Raw genomic sequence first — 26,973 nt, forward strand, 5'->3', positions numbered from 1 at the left:
CTGCGCAAGCACGGCGGCATGATCGTGCCGGCGCCCGTCCAGGCGGCGACGATCGCGGCGCTGGCCGACGACGCGCACGTGGCCGAGCAGCGGGAGCGGTACGCGGCCCGGCGCTCGGCGCTGCGGGGGCGGCGGGCCGGGGCAGCGGGGGCGGCGGCTGCGTCCGACGCTTCGGCGTCCGGGCGCGCGCCCATCAGATCGGTGGAGTCGCTCACTAAGGGTCCTTCCCTGGAGCGGACGTCGGCCTGTCTGGCTCGGCGACCGGTTGTGCTGTCCTGACCAACGCTCGACTGCGTCGGTCCGAGGCGGTGATCCCTCGAACGGCGGGAGCCTGTCGAGGGAGGGCTGCGAGGTGCGGTGCGTGAAGCACGGTGGTGCTGAGGTGGCGCGTGGGCGGGCCGTGTGTCGGCCTCCCCAGAGGGCGTTGCCCCCACGCTGCCTGCGAATCCCGGGCCCCCGTCGCGTGACGGTGGCCCGCGCTCCGCCCGTCCTGTGCCTCGAGGTGGGAGGCCGCGGGTGGGAGTCAGGTGCCGTCACGGCTTCGGGATGCGGCCGCATGTCGCGCAGGCAGGCTGCGTACGCGCTGCGGTGGGCTCCCGGAGAATCGTCGCCCCGGACATCGTGGCGGTTCCACGGCAGTGGAACGCTGGGATCGGGACGCGGCGCACCGAGCCCCGGAGGGCACCTGGTGCAGCAATGAGGTTAACACTACCGACCCCCTCAGACATTCCCCGACCTCGGGCTTGCCAATCGTGTCCGGACGGCCCGGCTCGGCGCCGGGCCGTCCTGCCTGCTCAGCGGGCAGTTCAGACGTCCAGCGGGAGCACGGTGGCCCCGGTGCGGTCGACGCCGAGCCGGTGCGCGGCGAACGCCGGGTCGCCGCCGTGGCCGTGGTGTCCGGCAAAGGAGAGCACCTTGTCGACGCCCGCCTCGTCGGTGAGCGCCAGCACGGTCGGACCGGCGCCGGAGATGACCGCGGGGACGCCCTCCGCGCGCAGCACGCCGACCAGCGCGGCGCTGTCCGGCATGGCGGAGGCGCGGTAGTCCTGGTGCAGCCGGTCCTCGGTGGCGGCGAGGAGCAGTTCGGGCCGCCGGGTCAACGCCTCCACCATCAGCGCGGAGCGGCCCGCGTTGACGGCGGCGTCGGCCAGCGGGACGGTCTTCGGCAGCAGGCCGCGGGCGGTCTCGGTGAGCACCTCGCCGGCCGGGACGAACACGACCGGGACGACCTGCTCGGAGGGCTCCAGGGCGACCGCCCTGGCCGCCTCCTCGTCGGTCCAGGCGATGGTGAAGTTGCCGCGCAGGCAGGCCGCGACGTTGTCCGGGTGGCCCTCCAGCTCGGAGGCGAGGGCCAGCAGCGCGTCGTCGTCCAGCGCGGACGGGCCGCCGATGGTGACGGCCCGGGCCGCCACGATGCCGGCGCAGATGGCGGCCGAGGAGGATCCCAGGCCGCGGCCGTGCGGTATCCGGTTGGCGCAGACCACTTCGAGGCCGCGCGGCTGGCCGCCGAGCCGGTCGAAGGCGGCCCGCATCGAGCGGACCAGCAGGTGGCGCTCGTCCCGGGGCAGCGTCTCGGCGCCCTCACCGGCGATGTCGACGGCAAGACCGGAGTCGGAGACCCGGACGACCACGTCGTCGTAGAGACTCAGCGCGAGCCCGAAGGCGTCGAAGCCCGGGCCGAGGTTGGCGCTGGTCGCGGGAACCCTGACCCGGACGGCGGCGGCACGGAACGCGGGACCGGCCATGCGGTGGACTCTCCTGGAGAAATCGGGCGGCGCGGAGCGCGTCGTCGGTGCGAGGGTGGGGGAAGGGCCGCGGACCACTCGGGTGTGGCGGTCACAGTCGTCGGCGCGGCCCGTACGTAGGACGGGCCCGGGGCATGTGCCACACGGCCGAACCCAGAGTATCGAAGAGAGGTTCCCCAGTGGTACACCCCGTGGGCCTTCGATCTGGTGTGTTGCCGGTTCTGGCCGGAATGCGCACCCCTCCCGGTCAGGGAGGGGGGTGGAATCGGATCGGAATGCGAAGCGGAATTGACACCAAAGTGTCACCGGAGAACTTTGACGGGCCGACCCCCGAAAGGGGCGGCCCGTCGAAGTGTCAGACCCCGTCGTCAGTCGAGCAGTCCGAGCCGCTGGGCCGCGGCCGCCGGGTCGACCGGGACGATCTGCGGCTGCGGCGCGCCGGCCACCGCCCAGTCCGGGTCCTTGAGTCCGTTGCCGGTCACCGTGCAGACGATCCGCTGGCCCGGGTCGACCAGGCCGGCCTCCGCCTTGGCCAGCAGGCCGGCCACCGAGGCGGCCGAGGCGGGCTCCACGAAGACGCCCTCCTGTGAGGCCAACAGCCGGTAGGCGGACAGGATCTGACGATCCGTCACCTTGTCGATGAGGCCGCCGGACTCGTCCCGCGCGGCGAGCGCGAAGTCCCAGGAGGCCGGGTTGCCGATCCGGATCGCGGTGGCGATGGTCTGCGGCTTGAGGACGGGCGCGCCATCCACGATCGGGGCCGAGCCGGCCGCCTGGAAGCCCCACATCCGCGGGGTGCGCGCGGCCATCCCGTCGGTGGCGTACTCCCGGTAGCCCTTCCAGTAGGCGGTGATGTTGCCCGCGTTGCCGACCGGCAGGACGTGGATGTCCGGGGCGTCGCCGAGCATGTCGACGATCTCGAAGGCCGCCGTCTTCTGGCCCTCGATCCGCACCGGGTTCACCGAGTTGACCAGCGCCACCGGGTACTTCTCGGACAGTTCGCGGGCCAGCGTCAGACAGTCGTCGAAGTTGCCGTCGACCTGCAGGATCCGGGCGCCGTGCACCAGCGCCTGGCCCATCTTGCCCAGGGCGATCTTGCCCTGCGGGACGAGCACCGCGGAGACCATCCCGGCCCGCACCGCGTACGCGGCGGCGGAGGCCGAGGTGTTGCCGGTGGACGCGCAGATGACGGCCTGCGCGCCCTCCTCCTTGGCCTTGGAGATGGCCATCGTCATCCCGCGGTCCTTGAAGGAGCCGGTCGGGTTGGCGCCCTCGACCTTGAGGTAGACCTCGCAGCCGGTGCGCTCGGAGAGCACCTGGGCGGGTACCAGGGGCGTGCCGCCCTCCAGCAGGGTGACCACCGGGGTGGCCGCGGTGACCGGCAGGCGGTCCCGGTACTCCTCGATCAGGCCGCGCCACTGGTGGGTGTGCGCGCCTCGGACGACGTTCTCGGCAACGGCGTTCATGGCTGGTTCCTTATTCCCCTTCGACCCGCATGATGCTGGCCACGTCCCGCACGCTGTCCAGCGCGCGGAGCTTGTCGACCGTCGCCGACAGCGCGGCGTCGGTGGCACGGTGGGTGACCACGACGAGCGAGGCGTCGCCGTCGCGGCCCTGCTGGCGCACGGTGTCGATGGAGACGCCGTGCTCGGCGAAGACGGACGCGACCTGGGCGAGCACGCCCGCCCGGTCGTCCACGTCCAGGCTGACGTGGTAGCGGGTGACCACCTCGTCCATCGGCTTGGCGGGCAGCCGCGTGTACACGGAGTCACCGGGACCGGTGGACCCGGCCAGCTTGTTGCGGCAGACCGCGACCAGGTCGCCGAGCACCGCGGAGGCGGTCGGCGAGCCGCCCGCGCCGGGGCCGTAGAACATCAGCCGGCCGGCCGCCTCGGCCTCGACGAACACCGCGTTGTACGCCTCGCGGACGGACGCCAGCGGGTGCGAGAGCGGGATCATCGCCGGGTGGACGCGCGCGGTGACGGACTCGCCGTCGGCGGCGCGCTCGCAGATCGCGAGCAGCTTGACCACGGCGCCCATCTCCTTGGCGGAGGCGATGTCGGCGGCGGTCACCTCGGTGATGCCCTCGCGGTAGACGTCCGCCGCGGTGACCTTGGTGTGGAAGGCGATCCCGGCCAGGATCGCGGCCTTGGCGGCGGCGTCGAAGCCCTCGACGTCGGCCGTCGGGTCGGCCTCGGCGTAACCGAGCGCGGTGGCCTCCTCCAGCGCCTCCGAGTAGCCGGCGCCGGTGGTGTCCATCTTGTCGAGGATGAAGTTGGTGGTGCCGTTGACGATGCCCAGCACCCGGTTGACCTTGTCCCCGGCGAGGGACTCGCGCAGCGGGCGCAGCAGCGGGATCGCGCCCGCCACCGCGGCCTCGTAGTACAGGTCGACCCCGGCCGCGGCGGCGGCCGCGTGCAGTTCGGTGCCGTCCTGGGCGAGCAGCGCCTTGTTGGCGCTGACCACCGAGGCGCCCTGCCGGAAGGCGGACAGGATCAGCGATTTGGAGGGCTCGATCCCGCCCACCACCTCGACCACCACGTCGATGTCGCCCCGGCCCACCAGGGCCTCGGCGTCCGTGGTGATCAGGTGCTCGGGCACTCCGGGACGCACCCGGCCGGCCCGGCGGACCGCGATCCCGGCGAGCTCGACCGGGGCACCGATGCGAGCGGCGAGGTCGTCGGCCGTCGTCGTCATGATGCGCGCCACCTCGGAGCCCACCACACCACAACCCAGCAACGCCACCTTCAGCGGGCGCGTACGCATCATCCGACTCCGCTCTGCATTCTTCGTCTTCGGTATTTCCGGCGGTTATTCGGGGGCCGCCGGGAACTTCGGTCCGTACCAGTCTCGGGGACTTTCCGCACGGATCTACGGTCGTTCCATGATCTGAGACGAGAATTTCGTCATCCGATATCCAGGCGCAGGAGATCTTCCTCCGTCTCGCGCCGGACGATCACCCGGGCCGCACCGTCCTTGACGGCGAGCACGGGGGGCTTGAGGGCGTGGTTGTAGTTGCTCGCCATCGAGCGGCAGTAGGCGCCGGTGGCGGGCACCGCGATCAGGTCGCCCGGGGCCAGGTCGGCCGGCAGGAAGGCATCCCGGACGACGATGTCACCGGACTCGCAGTGCTTGCCGACCACCCGGACCAGCATCGGCTCGGCGTCACTGGTGCGCGACACCAGGGCCACCGAGTACTCGGCGTCGTACAGCGCGGTGCGGATGTTGTCGGACATCCCGCCGTCCACGCTGACGTAGGTGCGCAGGCCCTCCAGCGGCTTCACCGTGCCGACCTCGTACAGGGTGAACGCGGTCGGGCCGACGATCGCCCGGCCCGGCTCCACGCTCAGCCGGGGGGTGCTCAGGCCCGCGGCGGCGCACTCCCGGCGGACGATCTCGGCCAGCGCGGCGGCGATCTCGGCCGGCTCGCGCGGGTCGTCCTCGCTGGTGTACGCGATGCCCAGGCCGCCGCCGAGGTCGATCTCGGGCAGTTCGACGCCGTGCTCGTCGCGGATCCCGGCCAGCAGGCCGACCACCCGGCGGGCGGCGACCTCGAAGCCCGCCATGTCGAAGATCTGCGAGCCGATGTGCGAGTGGATGCCGCGCAGCTCCAGGCTGTCGTGGCCGAGCACCCGGCGCACCGCCTCGGCGGCCGCTCCCCCGGTCAGCGACAGGCCGAACTTCTGGTCCTCGTGGGCGGTCGCGATGAACTCGTGGGTGTGCGCCTCGACGCCGACGGTGATCCGGATCAGCACCCGCTGGCGCACGCCCTGGCGGGCGGCGATCGCGGCCAGGCGCTCGATCTCCGCGTAGGAGTCGACCACGATGTGCCCGATCCCGGTCTTCACCGCGTGCTCGAGTTCGTCCACCGACTTGTTGTTGCCGTGCAGCGCGATCCGCTCCGGCGGCATCCCGGCGGCCAGCGCCACCGCCAGCTCGCCGACGCTGCACACGTCGAGGTTGAGGCCCTCCTCGTGCAGCCAGCGCACGATCGCCTTGGAGAGGAACGCCTTCCCGGCGTAGTAGACGTCCGCGTCGGTGCCGAAGGCGTCCCGCCAGGCGCGGGCCCGGGCGCGGAAGTCCTCCTCGTCCAGCACGTAGGCCGGGGTGCCGAACTCGGCCGCCAGCCGCTTGACGTCGATCCCGCCGACGGTGGCCACGCCCTCGGCGTCACGGGCGACGGTCCGTGACCAGACCTTGGGGTCGAGCGCGTTCAGGTCGGCCGGCGGGGCCTGGTAGTGGCCCTCGGGCAGGACGTCGCCGTGGCGGGGGCCTGCGGGGTGTGCGGAGCGACTCATGTCGACAAGTCCTTCGAGACCTATGGCGAGGGGCGGCGACGGTCCCCGTTGACCGTCAGCCGCCCCCGCTGTGCGCTTGGGGGTGGTGCTTACATCCGCTCGGGCGCCGTCACGCCCAGGAGCGTGAGGCCGTTGGCGACGACCGTGCGCGTCGCGTCGGCCAGCCAGAGGCGGGCGCGCGTGAGGTCCGTGACCTCCTCGTCGCCCCGGGGCAGGATGCGGCAGTTGTCGTAGAAGCGGTGGTACTTGGCCGCCAGCTCCTCCAGGTAGACGGCGACCCGGTGCGGCTCGCGCAGCTCGCCGGCCGCGGCCAGCACGCGCGGGAACTCGCCGAGGTGGCCGAGCAGGTCGGACTCCCAGTCGGTGGCCAGCAGCTCCGGCTTGAAGTCCTCGGCCGCACCGCGCGTGATGCCGTGCTCGTCGGCGTTGCGCTGCACCGCGCACATCCGCGAGTGGGCGTACTGGACGTAGTAGACCCGGTTCTCGTTGGTCTGGCTGGTCAGGATGTTGATGTCCAGCGTGATCGTCGAGTCCGTGGAGGAACGCGCCAGGGTGTAGCGGGCGGCGTCGACGCCGATCCACTCGACCACGTCGTCGATCGTGATGATGTTGCCGGCCCGCTTGGACATGCGGACCTCTTCGCCGTCGCGAAGCATCTTCACGAACTGGCCGATCTTCACCTCGATGTTGCGGTTCATGTCGTCGCCCGCGCAGGCCGCGATGGCCTTGAGGCGGTTGACGTAGCCGTGGTGGTCGGCGCCCAGCATGTAGAGCGCGACCTCGGCGCCGCGGTCCCGCTTGGACAGGTAGTACGCGGCGTCGGCGGCGAAGTAGGTCTTGTCGCCGTCGGCCTTGACCAGGACGCGGTCCTTGTCGTCGCCGAAGTCGGTGGTGCGCAGGAAGACCGCGCCGTCCTGGTCGAAGACGTGGCCCTGCTCGCGCAGCCGGTCGATGGCCTTCTCGACGGCGCCGGAGTCGTGCAGCGTCTTCTCCGAGAACCACACGTCGAAGTGGGTGCCGAACTCGTCCATCGAGCGCTTGATCTCGGCCACCATGAGCTTGAGGCCCTCGGTGCGGAAGACCTCCAGCTGCTCGGCCTCGGGCAGGTCGAGCACGCCCGGGATCGCGTCGGTGAGGGTCTTGGCGATGTCGACGATGTACTCGCCGACGTAGCCGCCCTCGGGCACCTCGCGGCCGTTCGCGGCGGCCTGCAGGGAGGCGGCGAACTTGGTGATCTGCACACCGGCGTCGTTGAGGTAGTACTCGGTGGTGACGTCGGCGCCGGAGGCCCGCAGCACGCGCGCCAGCGAGTCGCCGACGGCGGCCCAGCGGACGCCGCCGATGTGGATCGGGCCGGTCGGGTTGGCGGAGACGAACTCCAGGTTGATCTTCAGGCCCTTGAGGGCCTCGTTGCGGCCGTAGGCCTCGCCCGCCTCGACGATGGTGCGGGCGAGCGCACCGGCGGTGGCGGTGTCCAGGGTGATGTTCAGGAAGCCCGGACCGGCGATGTCGACCTTGGCGACGCCGGTGATCCCTCGCAGGCGTCCGGCCAGGACCTCGGCAATGGCTCGCGGCGGCTTGCCGGCCGCCTTGGCGAGCTGGAGGGCCACGTTCGTCGCGTAGTCGCCGTGGTCCCGGTTCTTGGGCCGCTCGACCGTCACGTGCTCGGGCACGGCGACGGACAGCTCGCCCGCCTCGACGGCGGAGCTCACTGCGGCCTGGATTGCCTGGGAAAGGTCTGCGGGGGTCACGACGCCAAGCGTAGGCGAGACGGGGTACCCGCCCGCCACTCGGTTTGCCGGTTGAGACGCCGCGGCACCGCTCCGCCGGGGGGTGTCAGCCGCGATCAGTCCGTTCTGTTCGCTCAGGGCGAAACGCTTCGGACCGTTCCCCGGCCCGCATCAACCGCCGGACCAGGGCCACCAGGTCGGCGGGGTCGAAGGGCTTGCCGAGGTAGCCGTCCACCCCGACCGCCTCCCCCAGGTCGAGGTCCGCCGGGGTGCAGGCGCTCACGATCGCGATCGGCAGCCCGCTGGTGTCCGGGGTCGCGCGCAGCCGGGCCGCCGTCCGCAGGCCGTCCAGCCGCGGCATCATCACGTCCAGCGTCACCACGTCGGGCTTCACCCGGCGGATCACCTCCAGGCACTCGGCGCCGTCGGCGGCGGTCACCACCTCGAAGCCCTCCAGCTCCAGGTTGACCCTGATCAGCTGGCGGATCACCTCGCTGTCGTCCACCACGAGGACCCGCCCGGACACTCCCGACACCTCACCGAGGGTATCGGCGACCCCAGCGCCCCGTCCGGCCTTTGGGCACTTCCGCCCACCGGACCGCCCGGCCCGCCCGGCCCGCCCCGACGATCTTTCCGGAAACCCGTGCACGGACGCCGCTGGAAGCCTGGTAGTGTTCATCCCGTCGGAACGCGCAAGTGACCGACAGGCCAAGAGGCCCCCGTAGCTCAGGGGATAGAGCACCGCCCTCCGGAGGCGGGTGCGTAGGTTCGAATCCTACCGGGGGCACTTCGCAGCAAGTGCAACTGAGGCCCAGATCAGTGGAGTTGAATCCACGGATCTGGGCCTTCGTCATGCCCGGGCACGGCTGCCCCCGGGCCGGTGCCGCCGGGTCAGGGGGCGCTGCCCTCGACCTGGGTGTACAGGGTGGCGATGGTGTGGTCGAAGTAGGCGCTGTACGAGGTGTCGTCGGAGTCGCCGCCCTGCTGGTAGCCGCCGATGGCGCCGACCACGTCACCGGTGGCGGTGTTGATCCACGGGCCGCCGCTGGTGCCGGCCGGGTAGGCCGGGCACTGGACGGCGCGCTGGTAACTGCTCTGCTGCCCGGTGGTGTTGGTGCACAGGCTGGGCGCCTCGGCGTCGGCCGGGTAGCCGTAGAGGCGGACGGTGGCGCCGAAGGGCTCGTCGGCGCCCAGCTTGTTGCCGCCGACCACGTCCTCGACCTTGCGGCCGTTGTTGGGGGCGGTCTCCAGGATCGCGAAGTCCTCGTCCACGTCACCGTTCTGGGACCAGCCGGCGGCGGTGTGCACCGCGGTCACCCGCCAGGTGCCGTACGGGGCGGAGCCGTCCCGGTAGCCGGGGGCGAAGGTCACGCCGTCGGCGCTGCTGAGGCAGTGGGCGGCGGTCAGCAGCAGGTTGCCGGTGGCGCTGTGCAGCACGCTGGCGGTGCAGAAGTGGTTGCCGGCCGCGACCGGACCGCTGAACAGGGCGCCGACGGTGGAGGTCTCCCGGTTGTCGGCGGGGGCGGAAGCGGTCGTCCCGAACGCCGCGCTGTGCACGTCGGGGGTGGCGGGGGCGGAGGCTGGGACGGTCGGGGTGTCGGTGGCCGTCGGGGCGTCCCCGGGGGCCGGGGTGTCGCCGGGAGTCGGCGCCGCGCTCTGGGTGGTGTCGGCGGCCGGGCCGGGCGAGGCGGGCGCCGCCGTGGTGGCGGCCGGGGAGGCCGCCGGGGCGGGCGAGACGGCCCGGACGCTGCGGGCCTCCTTCCCGGCGGCCGTCGCGTCGGACAGGCCGAACCCGTGGGTGCCGGCCACCACGGTGGCCACCACGACCGCGGACAGCGCGGTGAACAGCGAAGGGGCCAGCAGGCGGTGGCGGCGGGACCTTGCGCGGCGGTGATCGCCCATTTCTGACTCCCCTGCCGTGGTCGGTGGCGCCTCGTTCGGTCCATGACTATGACGCCTCAGCCTGGAAGGCGCGTTACCGCAGGCTTGGAGCTCGATGAGAATCGCTCACCGGGTCAGGAGGGTATCCAAGGCGGCCGCCGCGATGAAGCCGGTGTGCGTCCCGCGGCGGAGGTGCGGGCGAAGGCCCCCGCGGCCGAGCCGGCCCGGGCGCGGTCCCGCGGCGGGTGGCCGCGGAACCAGGCGCACGGGAAGCCGGCGGCGAAGGCGTCTCCGGCGCCGTCGGTGTCCACCACCGGGCATCACCCGCTCGGCGGCACGACGGCGCCTCCTCGATCCCCGGACGGTGGCCAGGAGTCGAGCAGGCGCCGGAGGTTGACCGCAGACCTTGCTGCAAGCTTTCAGTCGGGGCGCTCCCGTCAGTCGGCCGGTGGCCGCTCCGCCCCCGTCTCCGCCCGGACCCCGGGCTGCACATGGGCCCGCACATCGGCGATGGCCGCGGCCCTGGGGCTCGGCCGGCCGTCCAGGACGGCCCCGTCCACCACGGACCCGTCCACGGCGGCGGGCACCTCCACCGCGCCCGGGACGGCGGTCGCCTCACCGGGCGCCGGACGGTGGTCGATCATCAGGAAGGCGACCAGCGCGGCCAGCAGCAGCACGCCCATCGCCACCCAGGTCGCGACCACGTAGCCGTGCACCGCGCCCTGGGCCCGCACCAGCGGACCGCCCGCGAGCCGGGTCGACAGGTACGAGGCGGTGGCGCTGGCGGCGATCGTGTTCAGCAGTGCCGTACCGAGTGAACCGCCCACCTGCTGGGCCGAGTTGATGGTGGCCGAGGCCGCGCCGGCCTCGTTCGGGGCGACCCCGAGGGTGGCCAGGCTCATCGCCGGCATGAACACCAGGCCCATGCCGAAGCCGATCAGCAGCACCGAGGGCAGCACCATCGCGGCCCACGGGCTGTCCACCTTCATCTGGGTCAGCCAGGCCATGCCGCCGGCGGCCAGCAGCAGCCCGGGGGTGATCAGGTTCCGGGACGGCACCCTGGTCATCAGCCGGGCCGCGACGCCGGTCGAACTCAGCACGATGGCAGCCGTCATCGGCAGGAAGGAGATGCCGGAGACCACCGGCGAGAAGTGCTTGATCGCCTGCATGTAGTACGTCAGGAACAGGAACAGGCCGAACATGCCGACCATGGCCAGGCCCACCGAGAGCGCGCCGCCACCGCGGTTGCGCTCGGCCACGATGTGGATCGGCAGCAGCGGGTGCGCGGAGCGCTTCTCGACCAGGACGAACACCCCGAGCAGCACCACGCCCAGCAGCAGCGATCCGATCACCAGGCCGTCGCTCCAGCCCCGGGTGACGGCCTCGGAGGTGCCGAACACGATGGCCAGCAGGCCGCCGCAGCCGAGCAGCGCCCCGGGCAGGTCGAGCTTGATCCGGCGCCCCCTGGCGATGTGGTCGCGGTTGAGCACCCGGAACGCCGCGAGGGCGGTGACCACGGCGATCGGGGAGTTCACGAACAGGCACCAGCGCCAGTTCAGGTACTCGGTCAGCAGGCCGCCGGCGATGAAGCCGATCGCGGCGCCGCCACCGGCGATCGCGCCGAAGATGCCGAAGGCCGTACTGCGTTCCTTCGGATTGGAGAAGGTGGTGGAGAGCAGCCCCAGCGCGGAGGGGGCGAGCAGGGCGCCGAACGCGCCCTGGAGGGCGCGGGCGCCGAAGAGCATGGCCGGGCTGACCGCCGCGCCGCCGAGGGCGGAGGCGAGGGCGAAGCCCAGGAGGCCGATGATGAAGACGCGCTTGCGGCCGAAGAGGTCGCCCAGCCGGCCGCCGAGCAGCAGCAGCCCGCCGAAGGCGAGGGTGTAGGCGGTGATCACCCACTGCCGGTCCGCGTCCGAGATGCCCAGGTCCCGCTGGGCCGATGGCAGTGCGATGTTCACGATGGTGATGTCGAGGACGATCATGAGCTGGGCGATGGCGATGACCGCCAGCGCCCACCAGCGGCGGCTGTCCGCTTCCTCATGACCGGTGACGGCTTGAGCAGACACTGGTCGAGCCTTCCGAACGGGGGACGGAGAGGTCACGCAGTCGCCTTCCAGCCAAACGCCGCCCCAGGGGAATGGCAAGGAAAAACCTCACCAAATCGACCTTTGTCGGACAAAAGGACCAGGGCCTCGGGACTCCTGACCGAGTCCCGGGGCCCTGGCCCCCGCCCCGCTCAGAGCGCGGACAGCTCCGTGACCAGGTCGTCCAGCCCCAGCGAGCCCTGCGAGAGCGCCGCCATGTGCCAGGCCTTGAGGTCGAACTCCTCACCGCGCGCCTCGTGCGCCGCCCGCGCCGCCGCCCGGCCGCGCAGCCAGGCGCGCTCGCCCAGCTTGTAGCCGATCGCCTGGCCGGGCATGCCCAGGTAGCGCACCAGCTCGCTGTCCAGGAAGTCGGCGGACAGTCCGCAGTAGCGGCCGAAGAACTCCCGCGCGTACTCCGGGCTCACCGGCTCGCCCGGCCGGTACGGGGAGTCCGCCGGGAAGTCCAGGCCGACGTGCATGCCGATGTCGACGATGACCCGCAGCGCCCGCATCATCTGGGCGTTCAGGAAGCCCAGCCGGTGGCCCGGGTCGGTGAGGTAGCCGAGCTCGTCCATCAGGCGCTCGGCGTAGAGCGCCCAGCCCTCCAGGTTGGCGCTCACCCCGCCGAGGCTCACCTGGTAGTTGGAGAGTCGGTCCGCGACGTACACCCACTGCGCGAGCTGCAGGTGGTGGCCCGGGACGCCCTCGTGGTACCAGGTCGACACCAGGTCCCAGACCGGGAAGCGCTCCTCGCCGAGCACCGGCAGCCAGGTCCGCCCCGGACGGCTGAAGTCCAGCGCCGGCTGGGTGTAGTACGGCGCGGCGGCACTGCCGGGCGGGGCGATCCGCGACTCGACCCGGGTGACCGGCTCGGCCAGGTCGAAGTGGGTGCCCTGGAGGTCCCGGATGGCCTGGTCCATCAGGCCCTGGAGGTACTCCCGGGCCGCCTCGGCGCCCTCGATCGCCGGGCCGTCCGTCTCCAGCCACTTCATCGCCGCCATCGGGCCGACGCCCGGGCGGACCTTCTCGGCCTCGGCCTCCATCTGCGCGAGCAGGTCGTGGAACTCGCTCCAGGCCCACGCGTACGCCTCGTCCAGGTCCAGGTCGGCGCCCGTCCAGTAGCGCACCCAGCGGCCGTAGCGCTCCCGGCCCGCGGTGTCCGGGGTGTCGGCCGCGGCCGGCCCGTACACGTCGCGCAGCCAGTCCCGCAGCGCGGCCAGCGCGTCGGCGGCGGCCACCGCGTGCCCGGTCAGCTCGGCCCGTACGGCCTCCGGCGCGTCCTGGACGAACTCGCCGAACCAGCCCGCCCGTCGCCCGGCACCGCCCTCGTCCGAGCCGCCACCCGGCGCACCTTCCTCCGCCGCGTGCCCGGACAGCCACTCGCCGAACTGGCCGACCACCGTCTCCACCTGGCGCGGGCCGGACAGCAGGCCGCGCTCGATGCCCTCGGCCAGCGTCCGCCGGTACTGCTCCAGCGCCAGCGGGAAGCGGGCCAGCCGACGGCCGACCAGCTGCCACTCGGCCTCGGTGCCGGTGGCCATCAGGGTGAAGGCCTCCCGCATGTTGTGCACCGGGGAGCCCAGGTTGCGCACCGCGCGGTAGTCCTCCCCCGCGTCGTGCACGGCGAGTTCGGCGCTCAGCCGCTCGCGCAGCAGACGGGCGCAGCGGCGCTCCACCTCGTCGTCGGCGGCGCCGGCTCGCTCCGCCTCGTCCAGCCGGGCCAGGGTGCGGCGGCCGAGGTCGGCGATCGCCTCGAAGCCGGCCGGGGACAGGTCGGGCAGCCGGTCGTCCTCCGGGTTGAGGCCGAGGTACACCGCGGTCAGCGGATCGAGGTCGGCCAGGGCCTGGACGTATCCGTCGGCGATGCGGCGGGGGGTGTCCCCGCCGGTGGTGATCAGTTCTTCAACCATTCGGACATCATCTCGGTGCCCGGGCCGATTGCAAGCCCCGGATGCCCTCTGTTGACCTGCTGCGGTTCGGTTCTGACGCACAGTGCGCGACCTGAACACCCGTTCGGAGAGATCCGGTGCGCGACAGGTCCCGATCGGTCCGACGCCCATTACGCTGACGGCCATGGAAGCCCGCCCCACCACGGCAACCGAGCCGGAGCCCGCCCAGGCCGCCCCCCAACCGCGCCCGCGCCGCTCCGGCTACCGGCGACTGCCGGTCGAACAGCGGCGCGAGCAGCTGATCGCGGTCGCCCTGGAGCTGTTCGCCTCCCGGCCGCCCGAGGAAGTCGGCCTGGACGACGTGGCCGAGGCCGCCGGCGCCTCCCGGCCCCTGGTCTACCGCTACTTCGCGGGCGGCAAGCAGCAGTTGTACGAGGCCGCGCTGCGCACCGCGGCGGACGAACTGACCGGCCGGTTCGTCGTCCCGCCGACCGGGACGCCGTCCGAGCAGCTGGCGGCCGCGCTGGACGGCTACTTCGCCTTCGTGGCCGAGCACGACGCCGGCTACTCGGCGCTGCTGCGCGGCGGTTCGGTGGTGGAGACGGCCCGCACCACGGCGATCGTGGACGACGTCCGGCGGGCGGCGCTCAAGCGGACCCTGCGGCACCTGGGCGTACGGGAGGCCGGGCCGCGGCTGACCCTGCTGGTGCGCTCCTGGATCGCGGTGGTCGAGGGGGCGTCGCTCAGCTGGCTGGACGAGGGGCGCGAGCTGCCGGTCGACGGACTGCGGGACTGGCTGGTGGATCAGTTCACGGCGATGGCGGCGGCCACGGCGCTGCACGATCCGCAGACGGCGGAGGTGCTGGCGGGGCTGCTCGCGCTGGAGGGGCCGCGCGCGGAGCGGGCCGAGCGGCTGCGGGCGGTGCTTCGTAGCGGCGATTCGTAGCGGCGGTTCGTAGCTGCGGTTCGGTGAGACCTCCCGACCCCCGTGCCAAGGGTCGGGTCGGCGCGGCGCGGCGCGTCGGCTAGGCCTTGCCGAGCACCTGGCGCTGGCGGCCGAGGCCGTCGATCTCGATCTCGACGACGTCCCCCGGGGCGAGGAACGGCTTGCCCGGGTGGCCCAGGGTGACCCCGGCCGGGGTGCCGGTGACGATCACGTCGCCGGGCTCCAGCACCATGAACTGGCTGGCGTAGCGGACGAGTTCGAGCACCGGGAAGATCATCTCGGCGGTGTTGCCGTGCTGCCGCCGCTCGCCGTTGACCCACAGCCGCAGCGCCAGCGCCTGCGGGTCGGCCACCTCGTCGGCGGTGACCAGCCAGGGCCCGAGCGGGGTGAAGGTCTCCGCCGACTTGCCCTTGTCCCACTGGCCGCCGCGCTCGAACTGGAAGGCCCGCTCGGTGACGTCGTTGGCGATCGTGTAGCCGGCGATCACCCCGGCGGCCTCGGCGTGCGAGTCCAGGTAGCGGGCGGTGCGGCCGATGACGATCGCCAGCTCGGCCTCGTAGTCGGTCTTCTCGCCGCCGCGCGGCACCAGCACCTCGTCGTACGGGCCGACCACGGTGGAGCTCGGCTTGAGGAAGATCACCGGCTCGTCCGGGATCGCGGCCCCGGCCTCGGCCGCGTGGTCGCGGTAGTTGAGCCCGATGCCGACCACCTTGCCCGGCCGGGCCACCGGGGCGCCCACCCGCAGGCCGTCCAGGTCCACCACCGGCAGGACACCGGCGGCCGCCTCCCGGGCCAGCTCGGTGGTGTCCAGCCCGGACAGGAAGGCCCCGTCGAGGTCACGGGCCCGCCCGGAGAGGTCGTACGCGGTGCCGTCCTCGCCCAGCAGGACCGGGCGCTCGGCGCCCGGGGGTCCGACGCGAAGGAGCTTCATGGATCCGTCACCAGCCTTTCGTCGCAGCTCACCGGGGCGGCGCGGACACCGCTCCCGAGTCTGGCAACGAGGTATATCAACGGCCCGGACCGGTGGACCAGACCGTCCCGATGGGCGGATTCCCATCAAATCGCACCAGGGCACCGGGGCCCGAATAGGTGACCCGTACGGTTGACAGCCGCCCGGCGCCCGCCGCCGGCGGATCCATCGGTGGCGGATCCGTCGGCGGCGAGGACAGGCCCTGAGCGAACGCCCGCGTGCCGGGGCGCCGCAGGGTGCAGGATCCGGGGCATGGAGATCACCCGGGTACGCGACGAGTTGCACATGATCACCCTGGAGTTCGGCACCGCCTACCTCTGGCGGGACGACCACGGACTGACCCTGGTCGACACCGGCATCGCCGGATCGGCGGAGGGGATCGAGAAGGGAATCCGCACCATCGGGCTGGAGCCGACGGCCGTGCGCCGGATCGTGCTCACCCACCACCACGAGGACCACACCGGCTCGGCCGCCGAGCTGGCCCGCCGCTGGAGCGCCGAGGTGGTGGCGCACCGGTTGGAGGCACCGGTCGTCCGGCGCGAGCAGCCGGCGGCGCCACCGGTGCTCAGCCCCTTCGAACAGCAGCTGTGGGACGGGCTGCCGCCGATGCCGCCGGCCGAGCCCTGCCCGGTGCACCGCGAGGTCGAGGACGGGGACGTGCTGGACATCGGCGGCGGCGCGGTGGTCGTGCACGTGCCCGGCCACACCGACGGCAGCATCGCACTGCACCTGCCCGGGCCCGGGGTGCTGTTCACCGGGGACGTGGTGTCCAACGTGCAGGGGCAGACCAGGCCCGGGGTGTTCCACACCGACCCGGCCCGCGCCTTCGCCTCCTTCCACCGGCTGGCCGCGCTGCCGGTGGAGACGGCGGTCTTCGGGCACGGCGACCCGATCGCCGCGGGCGCCTCAGCGGCGCTGCGCGCCGCCGCCGAGCAGTACCCGCAGGTCTAGCGTCCGCCCCGGCCCCGGGCCGAGCCGGGCGGCCTCCCGCTGCCAGTGCGCGAGGTCGCGCCGCAGGTCGGCCCGGGCCTCCGGGGCGGTGCCGGGCTGCTCGGTCAGGGCCTCCAACAGGGCGGCGGCGGCGCCCCGGTGGCCGTCCCGGGCCAGCCAGAGGGCCAGGTCGTGGCAGCTGCGCAGGGTGCGCGGGTCGGCCGGGCCGCAGATCCGGGCGAAGTCGGGGACGAGCTGCACCAGGATGTCCACGGCGTCCCCGGCCCGGCCCTCGGCGCCGTGCTGCCAGGCCAGGTCGGCCCGGCGGCGCAGCTGCTCCGGACTGGGGTCGTCCGGCCGCAGCATCCCGGGCCGGATCCCGCGCAGCCGTTCCAGCACCTCGGCGGCGTCGGCGGGCCGGTCGGCGGGCCGCTTGGCGAGCAGCTGGGCGACCAGCTCGGCCAGTGCCGGGTCCTTGCCGCGCACCCGGGGCGGGGTGTCGGTCATGTGCTTGCGCATGTAGTCGAAGGGCGAGTCGGCGCGGAACGGGCGCCGGCCGGTGCTGACCTCGTACAGCATCACGCCGAAGGCGTAGAGGTCGGCCCGGCCGTCGACGGTGCCGCCGGACCAGCACTCGGGTGCCAGGTACGGGACGGTACCGACCACACTGCCGGTGGAGGTGAGCCCGGTGGACTGGGTGAGCAGCCGGGCGATGCCGAAGTCCAGCACCTTGGCGCGGTCCCCGCCGTCCGTGATCATCACGTTCTCCGGCTTGATGTCCCGGTGGACGACCCCGCTGCGGTGCGCGGCGTCCAGCGCCTCGCAGATCTGCGCCATCCAGGCGAGCGCCCGCCCGTGGTCCGGCAGGCCGTCCTTGAGGACCACGGACAGCGGGCGGCCGCGGACCAGTTCCATCACCAGGTAGTGGATCTCGCCGGTGACGTCGGTGACCCGGCCGTAGTCGTGCACGGTGACGATGTGCGGGTTGGACAGGTTGCCCGCCAGTTTGGCCTCGCGGACGAACCGGGCGACGGCCTCCCGGTCCGCGGCGTGCTCGGCCAGCAGCAGCTTGACCGCGACCGGCCGGTCCAGCACGGTGTCGGTCGCCCGCCAGACCACGCCGAAGCCGCCCTTGCCCAGCCACTCGTCCAGCCGGAAGCGTCCGCCGAGCACCTTGCCCTTGTGCATGCACTCCCCCAACGTGCCCGCGCCCGAACGGCGTTCGCCGTCGGCGGGGTCACCATAGCGGCGGTCGGGGACGAACGGGTGAACGAAGCAGGGCCTGGTGTCACGGCTTGGGCTTGGGGAGGCCGACCGGGTTGATCTCCGACGTCGGCACCGCCTCGTTCTCCAGGCCCCAGCGCTTGAGCACCTGTCCGTACGTGCCGTTCCGGATCACCTCGTCCAGCGCGCCGTTGAGCGCCTTGACCAGCCCGTTGTCCTTGTGGGTGGTCGCCGCGATCTTGCCGAGGACGTCGGCGCCGCCGCCCGAGAAGGTGCCGACCACCTCGGTCTGGCCGGTCTGCACGGCGTGGAAGGCCAGGCTGGGGTTGGGGCCGGTGTAGACGTCGATCCGGCCGGAGGAGAGCGCCAGGTAGTACTCGGTGCCGGAGAAGTACTTGATGTCGATCGGCTTGAGGCCGTTGCGGACGTTCTCCTCGCTCCAGGAGATCAGCAGCTTCTCCTGGTTGGTGCCGGTGGCGACGCCGACGGACCGGCCGGCCAGGTCCTTGGCGCCGGTGACCTTGAGGCCGCTGCCCTTCTTCGCCTCGAAGCCGAGGACGTCCAGCCGGTAGGTGGCGAAGTCGTACTTCTCCTTGCGCTCCTCGGTGACGGTGATGTTGGACAGGCCCACGTCGTACTTGCCGCTGTCCAGGCCGACGAAGATGTTCTCCCAGGAGACGGGGTTGAACTCGACCTTGAGGCCGAGCACGTCGCCGATCAGCGAGGCGATGTCCGGCTCGACGCCGATGATGGTCTTGTCGTCGTCGGCGTAGAAGTCCAGCGGCGGGGTGGAGCCGATGGAGTCGACGACCCTCAGGGTGCCTCTCTTGCGGATCTCCTCCGGCACCAGCGCCGCGATGGCGTCGACCTTGGGCGTGCCGACCCGGTTCTGCCGGGGCGAGAGGTTCACCACGGTGCCGTCCGGCGCGGTGCTGCCCTTGGCCGGGGCGAGCTCCGCCGAGGCGCCGCTCGCGCCGCTGCCGCAGCCGGCCAGGACGAGGGCGGCGGCGAGCGAGCCGGCGGCGGTCACGAGGGCGCGACGGGGTAGGGACATGGCGGGACTCCTGCTCGGTGAAGGCGGGTTGGGGGGCTTGTCGCGTGGTGGGGGGCTACAGGACCTTCGCCAGGAAGACCCGGGTGCGCTCGTGCCGCGGGCGGTCCAGGACCTCGTCGGGCGGGCCCTGCTCGACCACCACGCCGCCGTCCATGAAGACCACGGTGTCGGCGACCTCGCGGGCGAAGCCGATCTCGTGGGTGACCACGATCATCGTGGTGCCGCTGCGGGCGAGGTCCTTGATGACGTCCAGCACCTCGCCGACCAGCTCGGGGTCGAGCGCCGAGGTGGGCTCGTCGAACAGCAGCACCTTGGGCTCCAGGGCCAGCGCCCGGGCGATCGCCACCCGCTGCTGCTGGCCGCCGGACAGCTGCCGGGGGTACGCGGCGGCCTTGTCGGCCAGCCCGACCCGCTCCAGCAGCGCCCGCGCCGCCGCCCTGGCCTCGGCCCGGGGCCGGCCCAGCGCGGCGATCGGCGCCTCCACCAGGTTCTCCAGCACGGTCAGGTGCGGGAAGAGGTTGAAGTTCTGGAACACGAAGCCGATGCCGGTGCGCTGGCGCAGCACCTCGCGCTCCTTGAGCTCGTACAGCCGGTCGCCGGAGCGGCGGTAGCCGATCAGTTCGCCGTCGATGGCGACGTAGCCGTGGTCGAGCTTCTCCAGGTGGTTGATCGCCCGCAGCAGGGTGGACTTGCCGGAGCCGGACGGGCCGAGCACCACGGTGACCGAGCCGGCCGGGACGTCCAGGTCGACCCCGCGCAGCACCTCCAGTGGGCCGAAGCTCTTGTGCAGGCCGCGGACCTGCACCATCGGGGCGGTCCGGTCCGGGACGGCCTGGGGCGGATCGGCCTTGGTCAGCGCGGTCACGGGGTTCCTCCGGGGGTACGGGCACTGGTACGGGCGGGCAGGCTCCGCAGGACGGTCCGCAGGCGCTGCAGCGGGGTGGGCGGCGGGGTGCGCAGGGTGCCGCGGGAGAAGTAGCGCTCGACGTAGTACTGGCCGATCGACAGCACCGTGGTCAGCACCACGTACCAGACCGTGGCGACCATCAGCAGCGGCACCACCCGGCCGGTCCGGCCGTAGATCACCTGGGCCTGGTAGAACAGCTCGCCGATGGCCATCACATAGACCACCGAGGTGCCCTTGAGCAGCGAGATCACCTCGTTGGCGGCGGCCGGCAGGATGCCCCGCATGGCCTGCGGCAGCACGATCCGCCAGGCCTGCCGACGGCGTGGGATGCCGAGCGCGGCGGCGGCCTCGCGCTGGCCGGCGTCCACCGCGATGATGCCGCCGCGGATGATCTCGGCGGCGAACGCGGCCTGGTGCAGCCCGAGGCCGAGCACGGCGGCCCCGAGCGCGCCGAGCACGCCGACCGTCTCGAAGTCCCCGAAGGTCGGGCCGAACGGGATGCCGAAGCCGAACCGCTTGTAGAGGTAGGAGAGGTTGAACCAGAACACCAGCTGGACGATCAGCGGGATCGAGCGGAACACCCAGACGTACGCCCAGGCGATGGCCCGCAGCACCGCGCTGCGGGACAGCCGCATCCCGGCCACCACGGCGCCGAGCAGGAAGCCCAGGGCGGTGCCGTAAGCGGTGAGTTCGAGGGTGCGGCCGATCGCCCGCAGGATGGTGTCGGCGGTGAAGTACAGCCGGAAGGTGGCCCAGTCCCAGCCGGGGTTGGTGGCCAGGCCGTGCAGGAACTGGGCCAGCACGACGAGGGCGGCGATCCCGGCCGCCCAGCGCCAGGGGTGCCGGGCGGGGACGGTCCGCAGGCCGTCCAGTTCGGCGGCGTCGAGGCCGGGGCCCGGGCCGGGGGCGAGTCCGGGCGGGGACGGTGGTGCTGGGGTGTCGACGGTCACGGGGGTCATCGGGGGACTCCTTCAACGGGCCCTGGCGTCACGGGTGTTCGGGCGGGCTGATCTGCGACTCCTTGATCGCCGAGTCGGTGAGCCCCCACTTGCGGAGGATCCGCTCGTACGTCCCGTCCTTGATCAGCTGGTTGACGGCCGCCTGGAAGGCCGGGGTGAGCGGGGAGCCCTTCTTGAAGGCGAAGCCGACGTCCAGCCGGTGGAACTCGTTGAGGAAGCGCACCCCGGCGGCCTCCTGCGCGGCCTGGTGGCGCAGCCCGTTGATGGTGGACATCTCGATGTCCACCCGGCCCTGCTGGAGGCCGGTGAGCAGGGCGCCGCCCTCGCTGAACGCCTTGACCTCGTACGGCTTCTTCCCGGCGTCGGCGCAGACGCCCTTCTTGCTGTTGAGCGTGGTCTCGAAGGTGGTGCCGGCGCCGGTGCCGATGGTCAGTCCGCAGAGCTGGGTCAGGTCGGTGACCGGCTGGACGGCCGTGTCGTCCTTCTTCACCGCGAAGCCCTGGCCGTCGTCGATGTAGGTGACGAAGTCGACGGTCTTCAGCCGCGCGGTGGTGACCCCGAAGTTCCCGGTGCCGACGTCGAACTTGCCGCTGTCCAGGGCGGGCAGGATGGTCTCGAAGGCGGCCTCCTGGCGCCGCACGGTCAGTCCGAGCAGCTTGGCGACGGCGTCGCCGAAGTCCACGTCGACCCCGACCGGCTTCCTGCTCGCCTGGTCGGCGTAGTAGGCGCTGGGCGGGGCGCCGATGGACGAACCGAACGTCAGCACCCCGGACTTGCGCACCTCCTCGGGCAGCAGCGCGGCGGCGGCCTCCGACCTGGCCAGGCCGGAGACGACGTCCTCGGTGGCGGTGGCGGTGGCGGCCGGCCCGCCCGCTCCGGCCGCGCCCGCGATCTTCGGGTCCGAGCCGCACGCGGCCAGCGCCAGGACCGGCAGCAGGGCGGTGGTCGCGAGGAGGCGGCGGCGAGCGGTGGTGGTTCTCACGGGGGGCCTTTCAGTGGGTCGGGAGCAGGGCCGGCAGGGACTTCTCGAACGGGAGCGGGCCGGTGGTCAGGTCGGCGGTGACGTCGAACAGCGGGGTGTAGCCGGCCGCCAGGTAGAGGCCCTTGGCCTCGGGCTGGCGCGGGCCGGTGGTGAGGTGGATCCGGCGGTAGCCGGCGGCGGCGGCCGTGCGCTCCAGTTCGGCCAGCACCCGGCGGGCCAGGCCGCGACGGCGGTGCGCGGAGTGGGTCCACATCCGCTTCACCTCGGCGGTGTGCTCGTCGTACCGCTTGTACGCGCCGCCGGCCACGGGTTCGCCGTCCTCCAGCAGGAGCAGCAGCACGCCGTGCGGCTCGGCGAAGGCGTCGACCGGGTAGCGGGCCATCTCCTGGTGGGCGCCGGGGCCGTAACGGGTGACGTACTCGTGGGTGAGTTCGCGCAGGAGCGGTTCGACCAGCGGGTCGTCCAGGGTGACCCGGCGGAACTCTTCCCGGGGTACGTCGCTCACGCCGGCGCCACGCACTCCGGCACCGGCCACGCCGGCACCGGCCACGTCCGCACCGGCCACGTCCGCGCCGCTCAAGCCTGCACCGCGATCAGCTGGTGCCGGTCCCGCTTGGCGCGCGCCGCCGCCTCGGCCTTGGCGGCGTCCCGCTTGGCGACCTCCTCGCGGACGATCGGGATGACGTACCGGCCGAAGTCGATCGCGTCGTCCAGCAGGTCGTAGCCGCGGGCGGAGAGGATGTCCACGCCGAGGTCGTAGTAGTCCAGCAGCGCCTGGGCGACCGTCTCCGGGGTGCCGACCAGCGCGTTGGAGTTGCCCGCCCCGCCGGTGGCCGCGGCGGTCGGGGTCCACAGCGCGCGGTCGTAGCGCTCGCCGGCCTCGGCGATCTCGATCAGCCGCTGGGAGCCGACGTTTTCAGGGGTCGCAGTCTCCGGGGCGGCGCCGACCGGACGGCGACGGGGGGCGAGCTGCCCGCTCTCCCGGCGGGCCCGGATGGCGGCCACCGTGCGGTGCGCCTTCTCCCAGGCCAGCTCCTCGGTCGGCGCGATGATCGGCCGGAACGCCACCTGGATCCGCGGCGGGTCCGTCCGCCCGGCGGCCCGCGCCGCCTCCTTCACCCGCTCGATCTGCTCGGCGGTGCGGGCCAGCGGCTCGCCCCACAGGCAGTAGATGTCGGCCTCGGCGCCGCCGGCCGCGTAGGCGGCGTCCGAGGAGCCGCCGAAGGAGACCGCCGGGCGCGGCTGTTGCACCGGGAAGACGTCGGAGACGAAGTCGTTGAAGCGGTAGTGCGGGCCCTCGTGGTCGAAGGGCTCCCGGCTGGTCCACGCCTTCTTCACGATGCCGATGTACTCGCGGGTGCGCTCGTAGCGCTGGTCCTTGGTGAGGAAGTCGCCCTCGCGCTGCTGCTCGTGGTCGGTGCCGCCAGTGATGAAGTGGACGGTCAGCCGGCCGTCGCTGATCCGGTCGAGGGTGGCGAAGGTCTTGGCGGCGAAGGTCGGGTAGGAGACGTTGGGCCGGTGCGCGAGCAGGATCTGCAGCGTGTCGAGGTGCGAGGCGAGGAAGGCCGCCGCGGCGGCGGGCTCCGGGGAGCCGGAGCCGTACGCGAAGAGCACCCGGTCCCAGCCGTGGTCCTCGTGTGCCCGGGCCAGCCGCAGGGTGTAGTCGCGGTCGAAGGAGGCGGTGGTGCGCGGGTTGGTCTCCGAGCCGTCGCCGGTGGCGGCGATGCCGAGGAATTCGACGGGCATGGCGGAACCTTTCGGGGTGGGTCCGGTCCGGTGGGCTGCGGGTGGGCAGACCGGAGGCAGCCGCGACGGGGCGCGGCCGTCGGGCGGTGGAGCGGTGACGGGGCGAGGGCGTGCGAGGGGGAACTGCCGGAGCGCGGTGCGAGGGCGGTGAAGTGCGAGGCGGCAGCGTGCGCCTGATGGTCCGTCAGTTGACGCGACGGACGACGGTTCCCGGCCCACGACGGGGCACACCGAGGGAGGACTCCCCGAGGAGAATCAGGGCCGGACGGGCGGCCCGCTGCCGGGTCAGCCGCGACACGCCGCGGACCACACTCGACCGAAGTCGATGTGGTCGCGGGTGACCAGAGGCTGCTCGGCGTACATGGCCTCAAGTTGAGCAGTCGGCCGAGCGGTCCGTCAACCGTGCATCATTGCCGCACTGTTGCGATCTGCTGTCGCGTTTCCGGCGTGTTGCGAGCGACCCCGGACCGGCCCCGAACCGACCCCGGACCGACCCCGATCGCGGTCCGATCGCCCTTGACAGCCGTCGATCGCGCATGCGTACGATCGACGCGGAGTGCAGTGCGCTGCGCCGGCCGTGTTGAGGGACGCGGACCGGTGCCCGAGGGCCCGTACGTGATCACACCCGTACCTCTCCCCGCCCGCACTCCGCCCAGGAGCCGCCGCCATGGCCACCCCGCAGGACGTCCTGCCCGCCCCCGCTCCCGCCTCCACCCTCGCCGCCGGCCCACCGCCGCCCCCGGCCCCCGAGGCCCGGATCGTCGCCCGCCGCAAGCCCGGACAGTGGATCGCCGCCGGTGTCGCCCTGCTGCTGGCCGCGATGGCGGTCAGCTCGGTGATCCGCAACAGGGCCTTCCAGTGGAGCGTGGTCGCCGAGTGGTTCACCGCCCGGTCCGTGCTCGACGGCCTGACCCTCACCCTGTGGCTGACCGCCGTCACCCTCGCCCTCGGCTTCGTGTTCGGCACCGTCCTCGCCACCATGCGGCTGTCCACCAACCCGGTGCTGCGCACGATCGGGTGGGCCTACATCTGGGTCTTCCGCTCCACCCCGCCGCTGGTGCAGCTGCTGTTCTTCTTCAACATCGGCGCGCTCTACCCGACCCTCGGCCTGGGCATCCCGTTCGGCCCCGAGTTCGTCACGGTGAAGACCGTCAACCTGATCGGCCCCACCCTGACCGCCGTCATCGGCCTCACCCTGCTGGAGACCGCGTACGCCGCCGAGGTGATCCGCGGCGGCATCCTCTCCGTCGACCGCGGCCAGCTGGAGGCCGCCGCCGCGCTCGGGCTCGGCCGGTCGCGGGTGCTGCGCCGGATCGTGGTGCCGCAGGCGATGCGCGCGATCGTGCCGACCGCCGGGAACATGCTGATCGGCGCGCTCAAGGGCACCAGCATCGTCAGCGTGCTGGCCGTCTCCGACCTGCTCTACTCGGTGCAGCTGGTCTACCTGCAGTCCTACCGGGTCATCCCGATGCTGATGGTCGCCACCATCTGGTACCTGGTGGTCACCACCGTGCTGTCCGTCGGCCAGTACTACCTCGAACGCCACTTCGCCAGGGGAGCCACCCGGGACGGCCTGCCGCCCACCCCGCTGCAGCGCGCCCGCGCGGCCTTCGGGAAGGTGGTCCGGGCATGACGTCCCTGGTCATCGTCGGCGCCGGGCCGCGCGGCACCGGACTGCTGGAGCGGATCGCCGCCAACGCCGCCGAACTGCTGCCCGCCGACCGGCCGTTGGAGATCCACCTGGTCGACCCGTACCCGCCCGGCGCGGGCCGGATCTGGCGCCACGAGCAGTCCCCGCTGCTGCGGATGAACTCGATGGCCGAGGACGTCACCATGTTCACCGACGAGCGCGCCACCATCGAAGGACCGGTCCGGCCCGGCCCCTCACTGGCCGAATGGGCCCTCCGGCAGCGGGAGTTCGCACCCTACCGGGAGGTCGCTGATCCGGCCGTCCGGGCCGAGCTGCGCGAGCTGGCACCCACCGACTTCCCTACCCGGCGGGCCCAGAGCGCCTACCTGGACTGGGTGTTCCGCCGCGCCGTCGCCGACCTGCCGGCCCACGTCACGGTCACCGTCCACCGCGGCACCGTACGGCGGATCGACGGACCGGCCGACGGCCCGCAGACCGTCCACCTCGACGGCGGCACGCTCACCGCCGACCACGTCGCCCTCACCCTCGGCCACCTCGACTCCGCCCCGCACCCCCGGTACGCCGCCGACGCCGCCTTCGCCGCCCGGCACGGCCGCTTCCACCTCCCGCCCGCCTACTCCACCGACATCGAGGCCGAGCTGGCCCGGATCGCGCCCGGCGAGCCGGTGGTGCTGCGCGGCCTCGGCCTGGCCTCCGTCGACCTGGTCGCGATGCTCACCGAGGGGCGCGGCGGCCGCTTCGAACCCACCGGCGACGGGCCCGCGCTGCGCTACCTCCCGTCCGGCCGCGAACCGGTGCTGCACCTGGGCTCCCGGCGCGGCGTCCCGTACCACTCCAAGACCGACTACCGGCTCCAGGGGCCACCCGCCCCGCTCCCCCGGTACTTCGACGCGGCCGCCGTGGACGCCCTGCTCGCCACCGGCCGGCCGCTCGAACTGCGGCGCGACGTCTGGCCGTCGATGGCCAAGGAGATCGGCTTCGGGCACTACCACGAGCTGTTCCACGCCCACCCGGAGCGCACCGCGCTGCCCTGGCCGCAGTTCCTGGACCGGTACGACCGGCACGGCTGGTACTCCCCGGAACTCGCCGCGCTGGTCGCCGAGGCCGTCCCCGATCCGGGCGACCGGATCGACTTCGAACGGCTCGACCACCCGCTGGCCGGGCTCCGACTCGGTTCCACCGAGGAGTTGCAGGCCCAGCTGCGCGGCTACATCACCGCCGACGCCGACCGCCACGCCGACCCGGCCCACAGCGCCGACCTGGGCGCCTTCCTCGCCCTGCTCTCCCTGTTCGGCCAGCTCCCCCGGCTGCTGGCCGCCCGCCGGCTCACCGCCCGCTCGGTCGCCGAGGAGGTGGACGGCTGGTTCTTCGGCTACTTCAACTTCCTCGCCTCCGGCCCGCCCGGCTTCCGGCTGCGCCAGCTGCTCGCGCTCTCCGAGGCCGGGGTGGTGCGCTTCCTCGGCGCGGACGTACGGGTCGAACGGGACGAGCCCACCGGCACCTGGCGGGCCTCCGGCGCCACCGTGCCCGGCCACACCGTCACCGCCACCGCGCTGGTCGAGGCCTACCTGCCCAAGCACGCGCTGGCCCGCACCCTCGACCCCGTCCTGGGCGAACTGCACCGCGCCGGACGGGTGGTGGAGGAGGTGGTCAGCGACGCGGAGCACACCCACCGCTCCGGCCTGGTCACCATCGACCCGTCCGACAGCCGGCTGATCGACCCGGCCCTGGGCGGCGCCCCGCACCCGCGCCGCACCGCGCTCGGCCCGCACACCAGCCTGCGGGCGGCCGCCGCCTTCGCCCGTCCACGCACCAACTCGCCGGGCTTCCGGCAGAACGACGCCGCCGCCCGGGCACTGCTCCGGGCGCTGGCGGCGCTCCCGGCGGCGGCGCTGGTGGGGTGAGGCGCACCCGGGAAGGGCGCTACGGCGCTCAGGGCCTCAAGTGCTCAGGGCCTCAAGTGCTCAGGGCCTCAAG

22 protein-coding genes, 1 tRNA gene and 1 pseudogene are annotated in these 26,973 nt (G+C 73.0%); 6 read left to right on the forward strand and 18 right to left on the reverse strand.

All coding sequences use genetic code 11. The annotated features are described in order from the left end of the window. Window positions 1-126: pseudogene (locus tag BG452_RS46195) on the forward strand (succinyldiaminopimelate transaminase); the annotation flags it as partial. 680 nt (window positions 127-806) lie between these two features. Here the strand turns inward: BG452_RS46195 and thrB are convergent. From thrB to BG452_RS46200, 6 genes are all read right to left on the reverse strand, one after another. Continuing rightward, complete coding sequence (gene thrB, locus BG452_RS32440; RefSeq protein ID WP_188307932.1) at window positions 807-1,745, reverse strand: homoserine kinase; 939 nt, start codon at window positions 1,743-1,745, stop codon at window positions 807-809. Between the two features lie 368 nt (window positions 1,746-2,113). Beyond that, window positions 2,114-3,211 (reverse strand): threonine synthase, encoded by a 1,098-nt coding sequence (gene thrC, locus BG452_RS32445; protein WP_188307933.1) that lies wholly within the window; start codon window positions 3,209-3,211, stop codon window positions 2,114-2,116. Window positions 3,212-3,221: 10 nt separating this feature from the next. Next, a complete protein-coding gene (locus tag BG452_RS32450) occupies window positions 3,222-4,514 on the reverse strand; it encodes a homoserine dehydrogenase (protein ID WP_188307934.1) in 1,293 nt (430 codons plus the stop codon). 137 nt (window positions 4,515-4,651) lie between these two features. Further along, window positions 4,652-6,043 (reverse strand): diaminopimelate decarboxylase, encoded by a 1,392-nt coding sequence (gene lysA, locus BG452_RS32455; protein WP_188307935.1) that lies wholly within the window; start codon window positions 6,041-6,043, stop codon window positions 4,652-4,654. Window positions 6,044-6,132: 89 nt separating this feature from the next. After that, window positions 6,133-7,794, reverse strand: a complete 1,662-nt coding sequence (gene argS / locus BG452_RS32460; RefSeq protein ID WP_188307936.1) for an arginine--tRNA ligase — start codon at window positions 7,792-7,794, stop codon at window positions 6,133-6,135. Between the two features lie 85 nt (window positions 7,795-7,879). Further along, complete coding sequence (locus BG452_RS46200) at window positions 7,880-8,299, reverse strand: response regulator (RefSeq protein ID WP_317621339.1); 420 nt, start codon at window positions 8,297-8,299, stop codon at window positions 7,880-7,882. 189 nt (window positions 8,300-8,488) lie between these two features. On the opposite strand from BG452_RS46200, the gene BG452_RS32470 reads away from it, so the two are divergent. Continuing rightward, a tRNA-Arg gene (locus tag BG452_RS32470) sits at window positions 8,489-8,560 on the forward strand. Between the two features lie 104 nt (window positions 8,561-8,664). Here the strand turns inward: BG452_RS32470 and BG452_RS32475 are convergent. From BG452_RS32475 to BG452_RS32490, 4 genes are all read right to left on the reverse strand, one after another. Continuing rightward, window positions 8,665-9,675: a trypsin-like peptidase domain-containing protein gene (locus tag BG452_RS32475; RefSeq protein WP_188307938.1), complete on the reverse strand. Its 1,011-nt coding sequence runs from the start codon at window positions 9,673-9,675 to the stop codon at window positions 8,665-8,667. A 113-nt stretch (window positions 9,676-9,788) separates the two neighbouring features. Next, the gene (locus BG452_RS32480; protein WP_317621334.1) at window positions 9,789-9,968 is read right to left on the reverse strand and encodes a PfkB family carbohydrate kinase; all 180 of its coding nucleotides are present in this window, start codon (window positions 9,966-9,968) and stop codon (window positions 9,789-9,791) included. A gap of 123 nt (window positions 9,969-10,091) precedes the next feature. After that, window positions 10,092-11,720, reverse strand: coding sequence for an MFS transporter (locus BG452_RS32485; RefSeq protein WP_317621335.1), 1,629 nt, complete (start codon window positions 11,718-11,720; stop codon window positions 10,092-10,094). Window positions 11,721-11,890: 170 nt separating this feature from the next. Continuing rightward, entirely contained in the window at window positions 11,891-13,648 is a 1,758-nt protein-coding gene (locus BG452_RS32490; protein ID WP_188307939.1) for a DUF885 domain-containing protein, read from the reverse strand. Window positions 13,649-13,811: 163 nt separating this feature from the next. Here BG452_RS32490 and BG452_RS32495 point away from each other — a divergent pair, with 163 nt between their 5' ends. Continuing rightward, window positions 13,812-14,573, forward strand: coding sequence for a TetR/AcrR family transcriptional regulator (locus BG452_RS32495; protein WP_188307940.1), 762 nt, complete (start codon window positions 13,812-13,814; stop codon window positions 14,571-14,573). Between the two features lie 79 nt (window positions 14,574-14,652). Here BG452_RS32495 and BG452_RS32500 read toward each other — a convergent pair whose 3' ends face one another. After that, window positions 14,653-15,504, reverse strand: a complete 852-nt coding sequence (locus BG452_RS32500; RefSeq protein ID WP_188307941.1) for a fumarylacetoacetate hydrolase family protein — start codon at window positions 15,502-15,504, stop codon at window positions 14,653-14,655. A 291-nt stretch (window positions 15,505-15,795) separates the two neighbouring features. Between BG452_RS32500 and BG452_RS32505 the strand changes: the two genes are divergently transcribed. Then, window positions 15,796-16,494, forward strand: coding sequence for an MBL fold metallo-hydrolase (locus tag BG452_RS32505; RefSeq protein ID WP_188307942.1), 699 nt, complete (start codon window positions 15,796-15,798; stop codon window positions 16,492-16,494). On the opposite strand, the gene BG452_RS32510 is transcribed toward BG452_RS32505, so the two are convergent. The 7 genes from BG452_RS32510 to BG452_RS32540 all read right to left on the reverse strand — a co-directional run bounded on the left by BG452_RS32510 (window position 16,450) and on the right by BG452_RS32540 (window position 23,345). Continuing rightward, window positions 16,450-17,661, reverse strand: a complete 1,212-nt coding sequence (locus BG452_RS32510; protein ID WP_188307943.1) for a serine/threonine-protein kinase — start codon at window positions 17,659-17,661, stop codon at window positions 16,450-16,452. The two genes, BG452_RS32505 and BG452_RS32510, sit on opposite strands and share 45 nt — an antisense overlap. Window positions 17,662-17,761: 100 nt before the next feature. After that, complete coding sequence (locus BG452_RS32515; RefSeq protein WP_188307944.1) at window positions 17,762-18,751, reverse strand: ABC transporter substrate-binding protein; 990 nt, start codon at window positions 18,749-18,751, stop codon at window positions 17,762-17,764. 55 nt (window positions 18,752-18,806) lie between these two features. Next, entirely contained in the window at window positions 18,807-19,559 is a 753-nt protein-coding gene (locus tag BG452_RS32520) for an amino acid ABC transporter ATP-binding protein (RefSeq protein WP_188307961.1), read from the reverse strand. Window positions 19,560-19,612: 53 nt separating this feature from the next. Continuing rightward, a complete protein-coding gene (locus BG452_RS32525) occupies window positions 19,613-20,617 on the reverse strand; it encodes an amino acid ABC transporter permease (protein ID WP_188307945.1) in 1,005 nt (334 codons plus the stop codon). Between the two features lie 28 nt (window positions 20,618-20,645). Further along, on the reverse strand, window positions 20,646-21,599 hold the full coding sequence (locus BG452_RS32530; protein ID WP_188307946.1) for an ABC transporter substrate-binding protein: 954 nt from the start codon (window positions 21,597-21,599) through the stop codon (window positions 20,646-20,648). A gap of 10 nt (window positions 21,600-21,609) precedes the next feature. Then, complete coding sequence (locus BG452_RS32535; protein WP_317621336.1) at window positions 21,610-22,104, reverse strand: GNAT family N-acetyltransferase; 495 nt, start codon at window positions 22,102-22,104, stop codon at window positions 21,610-21,612. Between the two features lie 71 nt (window positions 22,105-22,175). Then, a complete protein-coding gene (locus BG452_RS32540) occupies window positions 22,176-23,345 on the reverse strand; it encodes an LLM class flavin-dependent oxidoreductase (protein ID WP_188307947.1) in 1,170 nt (389 codons plus the stop codon). A 667-nt stretch (window positions 23,346-24,012) separates the two neighbouring features. Between BG452_RS32540 and BG452_RS32545 the strand changes: the two genes are divergently transcribed. Both BG452_RS32545 and BG452_RS32550 read left to right on the forward strand, forming a co-directional pair. Further along, window positions 24,013-24,978: an amino acid ABC transporter permease gene (locus tag BG452_RS32545; RefSeq protein WP_188307948.1), complete on the forward strand. Its 966-nt coding sequence runs from the start codon at window positions 24,013-24,015 to the stop codon at window positions 24,976-24,978. After that, entirely contained in the window at window positions 24,975-26,900 is a 1,926-nt protein-coding gene (locus BG452_RS32550; RefSeq protein ID WP_188307949.1) for an FAD/NAD(P)-binding protein, read from the forward strand. Before BG452_RS32545 ends, BG452_RS32550 begins: the two co-directional genes overlap by 4 nt. Window positions 26,901-26,973 lie beyond the last annotated feature (73 nt).

This window comes from Streptomyces sp. CBMA123 (assembly GCF_014596465.1).
GTDB lineage: Bacteria > Actinomycetota > Actinomycetes > Streptomycetales > Streptomycetaceae > Kitasatospora.

Coding starts and splice junctions, on each gene's coding strand:
- thrB (WP_188307932.1), bottom strand. CDS start 1,745: ATGGCCGGTCCCGCGTTCCGTGCCGCCGCCGTCCGGGTCAGGGTTCCC.
- thrC (WP_188307933.1), bottom strand. CDS start 3,211: ATGAACGCCGTTGCCGAGAACGTCGTCCGAGGCGCGCACACCCACCAG.
- BG452_RS32450 (WP_188307934.1), bottom strand. CDS start 4,514: ATGATGCGTACGCGCCCGCTGAAGGTGGCGTTGCTGGGTTGTGGTGTG.
- lysA (WP_188307935.1), bottom strand. CDS start 6,043: ATGAGTCGCTCCGCACACCCCGCAGGCCCCCGCCACGGCGACGTCCTG.
- BG452_RS32475 (WP_188307938.1), bottom strand. CDS start 9,675: ATGGGCGATCACCGCCGCGCAAGGTCCCGCCGCCACCGCCTGCTGGCC.
- BG452_RS32490 (WP_188307939.1), bottom strand. CDS start 13,648: ATGGTTGAAGAACTGATCACCACCGGCGGGGACACCCCCCGCCGCATC.
- BG452_RS32495 (WP_188307940.1), top strand. CDS start 13,812: ATGGAAGCCCGCCCCACCACGGCAACCGAGCCGGAGCCCGCCCAGGCC.
- BG452_RS32500 (WP_188307941.1), bottom strand. CDS start 15,504: ATGAAGCTCCTTCGCGTCGGACCCCCGGGCGCCGAGCGCCCGGTCCTG.
- BG452_RS32505 (WP_188307942.1), top strand. CDS start 15,796: ATGGAGATCACCCGGGTACGCGACGAGTTGCACATGATCACCCTGGAG.
- BG452_RS32510 (WP_188307943.1), bottom strand. CDS start 17,661: ATGCACAAGGGCAAGGTGCTCGGCGGACGCTTCCGGCTGGACGAGTGG.
- BG452_RS32515 (WP_188307944.1), bottom strand. CDS start 18,751: ATGTCCCTACCCCGTCGCGCCCTCGTGACCGCCGCCGGCTCGCTCGCC.
- BG452_RS32520 (WP_188307961.1), bottom strand. CDS start 19,559: ATGGTGCAGGTCCGCGGCCTGCACAAGAGCTTCGGCCCACTGGAGGTG.
- BG452_RS32525 (WP_188307945.1), bottom strand. CDS start 20,617: ATGACCCCCGTGACCGTCGACACCCCAGCACCACCGTCCCCGCCCGGA.
- BG452_RS32540 (WP_188307947.1), bottom strand. CDS start 23,345: ATGCCCGTCGAATTCCTCGGCATCGCCGCCACCGGCGACGGCTCGGAG.
- BG452_RS32545 (WP_188307948.1), top strand. CDS start 24,013: ATGGCCACCCCGCAGGACGTCCTGCCCGCCCCCGCTCCCGCCTCCACC.
- BG452_RS32550 (WP_188307949.1), top strand. CDS start 24,975: ATGACGTCCCTGGTCATCGTCGGCGCCGGGCCGCGCGGCACCGGACTG.